The sequence below is a fragment of the Chitinophaga eiseniae genome (genome assembly GCF_900167135.1).
In the GTDB taxonomy this organism is placed as follows: Bacteria; Bacteroidota; Bacteroidia; order Chitinophagales; family Chitinophagaceae; genus Chitinophaga; species Chitinophaga eiseniae.
On the sequence record NZ_FUWZ01000005.1, the window covers coordinates 184,306 to 195,555 of the forward strand.

Here is an 11,250-nt window from a genome sequence, read left to right on the forward strand (position 1 = left end):
CATGATAGACGATAGAATTAAGCAATTGTCAGATTATATATCCTATCATTCAGCGAGAGAAGCAGCCTGTTTCCCTATTGATAGATACTTTTTAGAGCCTTATATAAATGAGATATTAGGATTTAATAAAATTGATTACATACTCTACAACTTTGAAAAAGGAAATATTACCTATTCTAAGGTTTTAATGCTATGTCTTCCAGATTTATGGGAACATGTAACGGTAGATGATCTGATTTTAATTATTAATCGATTTACCAATGATTTTTCCTATTACGCGATGCTGGTATTTACATCTGCATATTTGGAAATAGATTTGTTGCCATTGATTTTAAGCTTGGATAGTGTTTCTTCTGAAAGACGGATAGTGATTAAGAAATTTTTATTGAGTCAGTATCCTAATCTAATACGCTCTGAGGAGGATATATTTTGGAATCATGAAGAAATATTGGGTATACATATTGGCGATTGGGAGTATAATAAACAAAAATTTTTATTAGATACTCGTATCCTCCCAGCAAAGAGATCAATGGATGAGTTAAGGGAATATATATACAGTCTGGATATTTAGAATGTAATGATGTTTGGCTAAGAAGTTTAGCTTTTAAGTGCCCGGTCGCAAGACTGGCACTAAGCCGTTTGTACTTTTAGTATCTTTGCAGTCTAAAATTTTTTGAAATGGAAAAAACGATAATGGTAGTTTTTGCTCCCGAGGAGGGATTGGAAGAGGTTGTATTACCGGTGACCTATCGTAAGGAGGTTAGGGATGAGGTTAAAGAATATGTTGAAAAGTGCATTTGTGAAGTAAAGGAGATAGAGGGCGAGTGACCTGAGTGGTTACATAAGGGTGAGTTTGTGGTGACGGCAACAGTGTATAAAGATGGTAAAACATGGATTGTATATCCTGATTTTAAGAATTTAGTTATGAATGAGTTTGTACGTACTGTATATAGTTCTATCTACATACGTGACAGTTATGATGCGATACATGGCATAAGTTGAGTTTATATCAAATTGAGTGTTATAAGGGGTACGATCTGATAAAGATCGCACCCCTTATAGCTTATAACGACTGTTATAACCTCTTAATCTTTTTAGCGTGGTGCAACGGTTCGCAGGACATAAATATCCGATCGGTACAGAACGTTATAAACAACGGGGGAGGCGTTGACGCCGTGACAGAGCAGTGTCATCCGATGAGATAAGTCCGATTACTACTGATATGCAGTAACCCTGTTTATGGAGGTAAAGCCTTTATGTTAAAGGAAAATCGGTCTCCCTCTGGCCGTCGGCGGCAAAAAATCGCGCCAGGGTTCCGCTGCGCTCCACCCTGTCACGCTTTTTGCGCGCTCGCCGTCCGCCGGTCGGGCAGCCTGCCGGTCTGGCGGGCAGCTTATCAGGACGGCTTTTTTATGGCCGCCAGCCCTCAGCTGCCCCATTTTTGTCCGCCCCCTGCCGTCCCCCCGGGGCCTTCCATTTTTGATTTTGCCATCCGCTGCGCTCCTGGCCAGACAAAGGTCGAAGGCGCGGCCAGCTGTGGCTCCGTGCGGGCGGGGCCCTGCGGGACCCTCGCCCACCCTCTCACCCCAGCGGCCCCGGGGGAGTGGCGGCGGGGGCGGTGGAGCCCTGATTAAGCGGGAGATTATAGCTACCATAGGTCTGTCCCCTGATCCACCAGCGGTAGCACAAGCTGCGCGAACACCAGCGGCAGCGCTCCGGTCGTCGTTGGACAATCTTGCTTGCGTCCGGCAGAACGGAGGATGCGATCAGCCGCAGTACATGGGCTGAGCGTTGGTCCGCTGCCTGGCGTCAGGATATATGCCTCGACGTAACGCATCCTCCGTTCTGTCGGACGCGCTCACCGCGCGGGTACCCGCCCGAATTTTTTCTTTCATCTGAAAAAAACAAATGAGGGAAAAGGGATATATTTATGGGAGTTCTTTGATTATGCGCCGTTCTGGATACAGATGGTGAGGGAGGAAGTTGAGTCTGCGCGGGGGTATATCGTTATGGGTTCAATGGGAAGGAGAATGATAATGAGGTGAAGGGAGAGGGGAACCAGCAGGATTATGGGATGCGCATCTACGATCCGCGGATAGGTAGGTTCTTATCAGAAGATCCGTTGACAAAACAGTTTCCGCATTATACACCTTATCAATTTTCTGGAAATACCCCCATACAGGCCGTGGATCTGGATGGGGCAGAGGAAAGGCATTATACTTTGCTTTTTAATGGTTCTGGTAAGCCATATCTGAAAATGACGAGTGAGGAAACAGTAAAAAATCATTCTTTGTTTGGATTTAAATGGACAACTCCAATACATGCGGAAAGGGCTGATGTAAATTATAATGGTACTCATTACTATATTGGTTATGCAGGAATGCAGGGTACTGGAAACCAGAATAAAATTGGTGATTTTCATAAATGGGCTCAAAATCCGGATCCTGATGGGCTTAAGCAATTTTTGAATGAAGACCAATCTGGAGGTGCCTTTTATACTCAGACTGCGGTTAATCTGCAGAATAACATTTTGATGTATGGGACGTTAACTCAAAAGGCTTGGTTTTCAAGATTAGAAGATAAATGTTTTGTTGAAGGACCCCAAATTTTAACAAATAGTGGTTTAAAGAAGATTGAGGAAATAGCATTAAATAATGATCTGGTAGAGGATGGCTCTGTGAAATGGAGGGATTCAATTAGGACTAATGGCGGCAAGTCACTTTTACTCGATACTGATAATTTCTATAAGTCTTGTGATTCCTGTAGGTATCATCCAATCGATTTTCTGACTAATCAGGAATTATTGTTGAAATGCTGGACTGATAGCGCATACCCACTGTCGAAATATACAGGAGCTGAGTATGAATTTCAGCAGTTAATTAATAATTCTGTTACTGCGGTCATCACTTATTCCAGAAAAGATGACGAGAGGGAATGGACAGCTATTGATTTTAACGAAATCACGCCCTTTACATGGAAATGGATAGACTTTCAATTAATAAATAATGATGGCACACTTACAAAAGCTAGTCTATGTAGACCAAATTCATGGATTAAAGAATTAGGAGCTGACAGTATAGGAAACAAGGTGTACTTGGATATGCCCGAATTCGGGATCCAAGGTTGGGCTATCGTTAAAAGAGTTCGAATTTGTCAAATTGATACAAGAATTTGGAAGCAAAATCGAAATGGGGATTATGTAAATAGACCTATTACAGGTACATTTGAGCATGGAAGCTTTAATGTCTATAATTTAAGGTTCGGTGAAAATCCAATTCCTTTAGGAGTAACAGGCTCCCATCCAATTTGGTCTGTAGACAGAAATAATTGGGTAAATGCAAACGACCTGAGAACCGGCGAAACTGTAAAAACTAGAAATGGTAGTCTTGTTCTGACGAAAAAAGAAAAGTTAGATGGTTTTAAGACAGTCTATAATCTTGAAGTTTACAGAGATCATAATTATTTAGTCTCCAGTGATGCAATTTTAGTTCATAATGCTTGCTTTGAGAAGGTAGATCTTAGAGGAAAACCAGGCGGAAAGAAAATAGATGCTGCAATAATAGAAATTGCAAATGGTGGAGGGGTCCCAAGGATTGATCCTAAAACAGGTACACAAACCGTTTTTAGAGGAGGTAGGCAAGGTACCAATGGTTTTAGATGGGCAGGGGCCTTAGAATATGAAGTACCTGGATTAGACTTTAACTATAGAATTTATAAATTGGAAACTATCAATAGTTCTGGTACTGCCGTGGTGAAATACGGTTATACTACAACTCACCTTGAGAGTACGGTTCATGAATTCAAAGAAATTCTGCCACCGGCGCCACCAGCGGCACCTCAACAATAATCCATAATGAAAATGATAAATGTTGTTCTGAGTACAAATGGAGAACAAGTAATGTGTTGCAGTCATATATGGCTGCAACCTTACGCTCCTGATACAACACGTAGCTTTAGGTTTACAGGCATTCTGTTTAAAAAAACAACAGCATTTGATTGTGCCGACAAAATATCGGTCCGTATCTCTATGTTAAATAGAAAACTTGAAGATGTTTTTTACATTCAGTTTGGAGTTTTTGTTTTTGACTATAGAGAATCAGGCATAGATGAATTGTGGATTGATGGACTTGTTTGTGATTCTGATGAAATAGCGTATCGACAAGGTATTATAGATGTATTCGATTTTTGGCAGAGAGGACAGTCTTTTGATTGGTTTAGTGAGCCTATCAACTCTCTTTTGAAACGTGATTATATTGTTGCCTGTTCTATGTATTCAGGTTTAAATACCCAATTACTTGATAAAGATATCTATGAAATTGATATCTCGTTAATAAAGGAACAAAGAGACTTCTTTTATCTAGCTAGTATAACATTTATTGGAGATAGAGCCTATTTAGGGCACGATTTCCATTCTTTTACTGATTGTTGGATAGATATCTATAGGGATAACGGTTGGTTTAATAATAAGAAGGTTCGGTTGTTAAATACTAATGCGATACATGATCCCGCAGTTTCATCTTTGATTAGTGAGGCTGAGACCTTTTTTCGGAGTTACAAATTTTCGGTGGAGTTGGTGAGTTGAAATTGCTCTGTAGGTTAGATCCTTGATTAGAAGGCAGTAGAATATGCTGCGTGAACAATAGCTTCAGATTATCTATCAACAGTTGTACTATTTTGTCTGCATCCAAGGAGATAAAAGGTGCATCAGCGATGGAATATTAGCTGGATATTAGTTTTTTTAATCAGCTTCACCTATATGGGGCGACGTTAGTGATATCCTTTATCTTTCAGGATGCAAATCCACCCGTCTCTACTTTTTTTCTTTCACCTGAAGTTCATGTGAGAAAAATGACAATTTGTTGAAATCATCTTTGATGCTAACAGTTATTGATGTACGTACAATACAGATAGCAATTGTAATCGTGATATCGCAGGCGACAACAGTGCGGATAGTATCATTGGTTATCGTTATGGTTTAACGGGAAGGAGAAATCAGATGAGATTAAAGGTGAGGGAAATAGCTATACTGCTGAGTTTTGGGAGTATGATCCAAGGATAGGCAGGAGATGGAATAACGATCCTATATATAAGCATAGTCCCTATGAGGCGTTTGGAAGTAACCCTATAGTGAACGCAGACCCTTCAGGGTTAGATACGATTAACTTTAATAGAAATGTAACAACATTTAATCCCGGGGGAGGTAGAAGATCAACTGGTACATCTTCTTTTAATATTGGTATTACAAGAAGTTCTGGAGGAGATGTATTTATGTACAATTTTACCAGTACTGTAATTAATAGTAACGGAGGTTCAAGCACAACTACTACCAGTACTGTATTGCATCCTGAGAATAGAGAAAGTGCGGCAGGAATGACATATGGGAAAGATCTCTATCTTGATGGGTTGATTACTTCTTCCCGTAAGAATTATGATTGGGAGTCTATAGGGAAAATGATGAATGCAGACAAGTCATTTGCGAGTTACATGGTAGGTCGAAATGCAAATGCTGCGGATTGGATGCAGAAGTCAGGGAGTTTTGAGTTGATGGAGGGTTTAATGCCTACGATGGTTCAAAGTGGTTTTGGCGCTTATGCTGGGGTTGCGTTTTCTACTAGTGGTAAATTTTTAGCAGGTTATGGAAATGATTAAATAGTTCTGGAAAGCATGGCTAACCTACCATCTAGGAAAGGGTGGTTTGATGTCGTGGTGCATGGAGCTAAGAATGGAAAGGAGTTTATTTTTAATGGACAACGGATGAGTGTTGAAGCATTATATTCAAAAATGCTTGCTGATGGCTATCAACAAGGAACTCGTATACGGTTGATGTCTTGTTGGTCTGGCTCATTGGAAGGGGGAGCAGCTCAACGGTTGTCTACAATGTCTCAAGCGATGGTTGTAGCACCTACCAGACCAATGTTTGTAGGGTATCCTGGTTCTTGGTTCCAATTAGGTAAGCCTATAGTTCCAGGAGGAGTTTTCAAAGTATTTAAACCTTAATTTAGAATATGAATGTTGTTGGTTTTTTGCAAGTTCATGATCCGCATATTGCATGCTCCAAGGATATAAATGATCTTTTTTCTGATATCTTTCTTAATAAAGAAAGGTTATCTGAAATTTGTAATTATTTAGAAAATGGAGTTTCAATAGTTCGTTATATATCTAATTTGTATGATACAGATGGGGAACTTATTGGACCTAATATTATTTATACTGATGGTCTTTGGGTTTGGCCGAGTTATTACTCTTTTTATTTGAAGAAGTATCCACAGATGTTGATTCCAGAAGAGTTACAGTCACATATTGGTTTGAATATTGAAAAGACGATTAGTTTAAATCAAGGAGAGAAAGAGTATATAGAATATCTAACAGGTAAAATGCTAGGTATTAAATTGCCTAGTGGGTACAAACTGTCACAAGATATTAGTACTATTATAAAGGAAAGAGGAGACGCGATTACTTGTTATTAAGTAATTAATTATAAAATAGTAAATGCCCGATCAGCGATCGGGCATTTACTATTTATCGGGACTATTTTGTGTATCAGATTGCTGCGTATACTTACTGACAGAGGAACCGAATACTGCGGAGCCAGGGAACGCCACGAGTATGAACTTTATCTTGCCCTGGAAGACATTGATCACAGCAAGACCAAAGCCCGTAGTCCTCAGACAAATGGTATCTGTGAACGCTTAAATCGAACTATCCAGGATGAATTTTATGCTATAGTCTTCAGGAAAAGGATCTATTCTACTCTGGAGCAGATACAGGAAAATCTGGACACATGGATCAATGAGTATAATACAATCAATAAATAATTGAATTTTTTTTCAGAAATATTTTGTAATCTGGAAATTATTGTATCTTTATTGTGACCTTGAATTTGTAACCTAATTAACTACCTATACCAGAATAATGTATTGTTAACTTCTTGCGAAGGTTCGTTATGCAGGAAATCCAATCAAAATGAATTGAATTGTATGTGTACAGTAATCCTGTATTCATCATAGCTAGTCTGTGAAATTAAATGTTATCGTTATTTAGTCGTGCCTGGCCTGAAAGCCGGTCTGACCGGTCGTTTCATCCCGTTAGTGACAACGGGTGAATGCCTGGTGTAAATATCCATGTACCATGAAATATGTTATACTCTGTTTGTTTGCCCTACTGACGCTGTGCCAGGTAAGAGGCCAGTCGAGCCTGATGGTGAAAGATACCGTCGCTGTCCGCAATGCTGAATTGCTTATTCAAAATAGCACCCGGTCTGTGCCCGGTGTACTGTTTAATAACGGCAATGGTTATACATAATTTAAAAAAATCCGACTTGGAGATTTGGGGGATACTGGTCTTGCGATCACGAGGCAGGACGCGACGGTAGTCGGCATCAGAGGGAATGTGCCGGAGTTTAACGCTGTGCAAACAGCAGCAAAGCCGCTATATTCGACAACCTGGTTATCCCCGTAGATGGTAAGATCAACATCGCAATTTATGCGAAGGACGTGTCTTCCCATGCAGGCCTTGCATCTGCTGTTATTATCGAAGAATATGTAAACTGACAATAACGCCGTGTCCGACGGAATCTGCCGGGCACGGTCATTACAACCAAACAGAAAATTTTACTCCAGGCAGGAAGAAGAGAATGCCCGCCGTACCCTATGGTCCGCATCCGTCTGTTCTGTTTAACGCTATACCATCATGAAATCGCTATGTTCTGCTCTATTGTTAATGCTGATGTTACGGGCGACGTTGTTGGCCCAGTCGCCCGCTGATAAAAAAGATATTCCGCCCAAACAGCTCAGGGCGGCGCTTCCTGCATCTGCCCCCCTACTACAGGGCCCTATGATCAACGCGATCAATAACAGGGCGTCCGGCGCCGCAGTCAAAGACATGGGACCTGCGCTGCTTCCGGTAGCGAAGCAGGACTTTTATGCCTACGTAAAACAACTTTATGGAGACAAGCAACTGCAACAGGTGCAGAAAGGATTTGGACTGCTGAAGGATACTGCCAGGATCGGCAGATACCTCGATGAAAAGCTCCGTGGGTTCTATGCACTGAAGGGTAACACCGATATTACAGGTTTTTTGAAAGCTGGCGCTTATAGTAATCGCTTCAAAGGTGCCGCAGCAGAGGCTTTTACAGATAACGCCGCCGGCGCGCTCATGCCGGCAGGCATCAATGCCCGCATACAGGATGATGTGACCCTGGGAAATATCCCGGTGAACCTGCAGTTCTCCCACATCGCCGGTCAGTCTTTTATCGATCGGGGTGCGCTTAATAACGCCCTTGGCAAAGTATCCTTTGACAAAGAAACCTACATCGAACGGATGAACCAATATGTGAATAAAGCTTTTGACCTTAATAAATATTTTCTGCAGGACATCGACGTGAGGGCTGCATTTAAAGATTATGCAGACAAGAAGCTGGAGAAAGCCAGGGAAGACATGTCCCGGCTGGCCGCTGATAAGGGACAGCAGCTGACAGCGCTCAGTAGCCTGCTATCTTCGGACCAGCTGATTTACCTCGATAGTAACCAGATCAAAAACCTTGTACTTGATATCCCTGGTTTCGAAGTGGAGGAAGCCCGGTTACTGAGTAATTTGCCCGATAGTGTACTTGCCCCGAAAACGGCAACGGCACGCCGTTATCTGCATAAATTATGGGAGCTGAAGTCTATCCTGTCAAAAGGGCTGGCGGCACAACAAACCCTGGCTACACAAACGGTCGTGGAAAACAGTATCCGGAAGGGGTTAAATAGTAACGACAGTAAAGTGAGGAACATAAAAGAACTGCTGCCGCTCAATTTTCTGCAGCGTCTCCTGCTGCAGGCCAAAAGCCTGCAGGCCGGTAAAATCGCTGCCGGAGAGAAAGGTGGCGCCGTGAAAGATCTCTTTATGAGTGGCGCCGCAGGTAGTTTTCTCAACAACGATAAGTTTATGATGCTTGGCGCCGGCGTACGCAACGACGCCGGAGATATTAAAAATGTAGGCCTGAACGAAGGAGTAGACCCATCTTCTTTCTCCATGCAGTTCCTGCAACTGGGTAAAGGCGACGTGTCCGGGCCGCACAGCCACGTCGGGATCGTGAATGCCAATAGCCGTATGGCTTCGGGACATCAGCTCAATCCCAATACGCTCGCCCGTAACGTCTTCGTTGGAACAGTGTCGGAACAAGTGAGCCTTGGGGAATATGGTACTATCGCCGCCGAAATTTCCAAATCGAACAGTGAATACAGAAACGCCGCTACCGGCAATGACTATGCGCTTACCTCCAAAGCGGCTGCGTTTACGTTGTTCAACGATTTCTGGCAGACGATCTCAGTAGGTCTGGACTATACCGGTACCGTAAAATCGCTGGACCTTTCCCAGCGCGCTTACATCAGCTATTCCGGCCTTGGCTACAGTAACCCGGCTGCGCCGGGATCTGCCAGGGGAACGGTACGTTATGGCCTTAACCTCCGGCGCTCATGGAATAAACGCCGTGTTACAGTGGGCTTCCGGGCCGACTTACAGGATATGCGCATGTCGGCACTGACCAACAGCCGCTGGAAAAACAGCGCCTATACCATCGATGCCCGCGTGAAAGTGAAAAAGAACTTCTCCCTTTCTACGCGTATTGGCCAGTCCGTTATGAAAGGTATCAGCGATAAGATGGACCAGCCGGGGTATGTGAACAGGCATGTCAGTCTGTCTTCCCAGTACAGCGGGAAGCTCTGGTCATTGCCGCAGAGCAACAACGTTACCTTCAGCCTGCAGCAGATGGATATCCTGCCGGTAAGGAGTCTGTTGGTGAACCTGAATGTCAACCAGAGTTTTATCATTAATACAAATATGCTGACAGTAAGCATGATGTATAATAAGGACGTCAAAGGGCAGGCGCTGTATGGGGACCTGCTGACGGCGGAAACAGGCTGGAGTTACACTGTGTTGAAGAAACTGGCCTGCACCAGCGGTATCACCTATCTGAACAACAAAGCAGTGGTGGAACAGGCCGGCATTAAACAGAGTATCGGCACGGAGCTGTTGCCCAGACTGAATGTGAACCTGTATCTCGACTGCAGGAAGAACATCGTCAACACCACCCAAAACTATCTCTTTGGAAATTTCAGCACACAGCTGATGATACATTACTTATTGAACTGACAGGTTATGAGAAAATTCTGTATTGGATTGTTATTGATGATACTGCTCGGGCAGTTACAGGCGAAGGCCCAGGTATCCTTTGCCTTTATGCCGGAAGTACAGGGAAGGACGCTGGACGGCCTTTTACAGGTACGCGTAGGCGGGCAGGCTGCCGGCGGACAGGATGTAGTACTGACGATAACGGTGACGGCTAAACCAGTGGGCGCCGTGGTGTCCATCAAAACGCCCGCTTTCCGGCTGATGCCAGGTTTAAACGCCTTACCGCCAGGATTGTTGTCCGGCGCAGATATCCGCTTCGGTAATAACCGTATTGCCGATATGTGCCGGCAGTCGGGATATTTCACGGAAGCGGAATATGAATATTGTTTTGAAATAGCAGATGCCGGTAAGGGCAATAGCGCACCGGTGCTCGGTGAACAGTGTTTCGACTATATGCTGCAGCCTTTTTCGCCACTTATCCTGGCTTCTCCGGCCGATGAGGACGCCATCTGCGACAAACGCCCTACATTTTTCTGGCAACCTTTACTGCCTGCCGTTCCCGGTATGCAGTACCGCCTCATCCTGAGCGAACTAAAACCCGGCCAGGCTAAAGCGGAAGCGCTGCGGTACAACATGCCATTGATCAACCAGCAGTTAATCAGCATGCCCATGTTGTTTTTTCCGCCGGCGGCAAGAGAACTAAACGAAGGCAAAGAATATATCTGGCAGGTGACTGCCTACAGGGGAGATATGCTGCTGGCCACCTCTGAAATGTGGACGTTCCGGGTGAACTGCGCAGACAGTTCGGAAAACCGGTCGGCGGAGAGCTTCCGTGATATCGAAGACCTGGCGCTGGGCAATTTCTACCTCGCCAAAGGGACGTTACGTTTTGCGGTCCGCAATACCTATGGGCCGGCCAGCCTGTCCTATACGATCAGCGGTATTACGGACCCTTCGGTCCGCATCCGTAAGTTACCCGCCGTCCGGCTGAAGCACGGCAGTAATCATATCCTTATCGATCTCTCTGATAACCGTGGCTTCAAAGATGGTCACTATTACCAGCTGGAACTGAAGCTACCCGATGGCGGTGAACGGAAGTTGAGATTTATCTATAAACAGGAAACGGAATAAACGGCT

10 protein-coding genes and 2 pseudogenes are annotated in these 11,250 nt (G+C 43.7%); all 12 read left to right on the forward strand.

Features of this window, described 5'->3' with window-relative positions; genetic code table 11:
* The first annotated feature begins 1 nt into the window (after position 1).
* Positions 2–571 (forward strand): hypothetical protein, encoded by a 570-nt coding sequence (locus tag B5D63_RS26860; RefSeq protein WP_078671957.1) that lies wholly within the window; start codon positions 2–4, stop codon positions 569–571.
* Positions 572–678: 107 nt separating this feature from the next.
* The gene (locus B5D63_RS35150) at positions 679–828 is read left to right on the forward strand and encodes a hypothetical protein (RefSeq protein ID WP_159456181.1); all 150 of its coding nucleotides are present in this window, start codon (positions 679–681) and stop codon (positions 826–828) included.
* Positions 829–2,017: 1,189 nt separating this feature from the next.
* Positions 2,018–2,188, forward strand: a pseudogene (locus B5D63_RS35605) (RHS repeat-associated core domain-containing protein); the annotation flags it as partial.
* Between the two features lie 912 nt (positions 2,189–3,100).
* Entirely contained in the window at positions 3,101–3,847 is a 747-nt protein-coding gene (locus B5D63_RS35610; RefSeq protein WP_262488176.1) for a Hint domain-containing protein, read from the forward strand.
* A gap of 6 nt (positions 3,848–3,853) precedes the next feature.
* Positions 3,854–4,582, forward strand: a complete 729-nt coding sequence (locus B5D63_RS26875; RefSeq protein WP_078671960.1) for a hypothetical protein — start codon at positions 3,854–3,856, stop codon at positions 4,580–4,582.
* Between the two features lie 545 nt (positions 4,583–5,127).
* The gene (locus B5D63_RS34780; RefSeq protein ID WP_143313118.1) at positions 5,128–5,649 is read left to right on the forward strand and encodes a hypothetical protein; all 522 of its coding nucleotides are present in this window, start codon (positions 5,128–5,130) and stop codon (positions 5,647–5,649) included.
* A gap of 15 nt (positions 5,650–5,664) precedes the next feature.
* Positions 5,665–5,997 carry a hypothetical protein gene (locus tag B5D63_RS26885; RefSeq protein ID WP_078671962.1) on the forward strand — a complete coding sequence of 111 codons (333 nt, stop codon included), beginning with the start codon at positions 5,665–5,667 and terminating at the stop codon, positions 5,995–5,997.
* Between the two features lie 8 nt (positions 5,998–6,005).
* Positions 6,006–6,467, forward strand: a complete 462-nt coding sequence (locus B5D63_RS26890) for a hypothetical protein (protein ID WP_078671963.1) — start codon at positions 6,006–6,008, stop codon at positions 6,465–6,467.
* Between the two features lie 78 nt (positions 6,468–6,545).
* Positions 6,546–6,800: pseudogene (locus B5D63_RS26895) on the forward strand (integrase core domain-containing protein); the annotation flags it as partial.
* A 328-nt stretch (positions 6,801–7,128) separates the two neighbouring features.
* Complete coding sequence (locus tag B5D63_RS35155; protein WP_159456182.1) at positions 7,129–7,302, forward strand: hypothetical protein; 174 nt, start codon at positions 7,129–7,131, stop codon at positions 7,300–7,302.
* A 387-nt stretch (positions 7,303–7,689) separates the two neighbouring features.
* Positions 7,690–10,134 (forward strand): hypothetical protein, encoded by a 2,445-nt coding sequence (locus B5D63_RS26900; RefSeq protein WP_143313119.1) that lies wholly within the window; start codon positions 7,690–7,692, stop codon positions 10,132–10,134.
* A gap of 6 nt (positions 10,135–10,140) precedes the next feature.
* On the forward strand, positions 10,141–11,244 hold the full coding sequence (locus B5D63_RS26905) for a DUF928 domain-containing protein (protein ID WP_143313120.1): 1,104 nt from the start codon (positions 10,141–10,143) through the stop codon (positions 11,242–11,244).
* Positions 11,245–11,250: the final 6 nt, after the last annotated feature.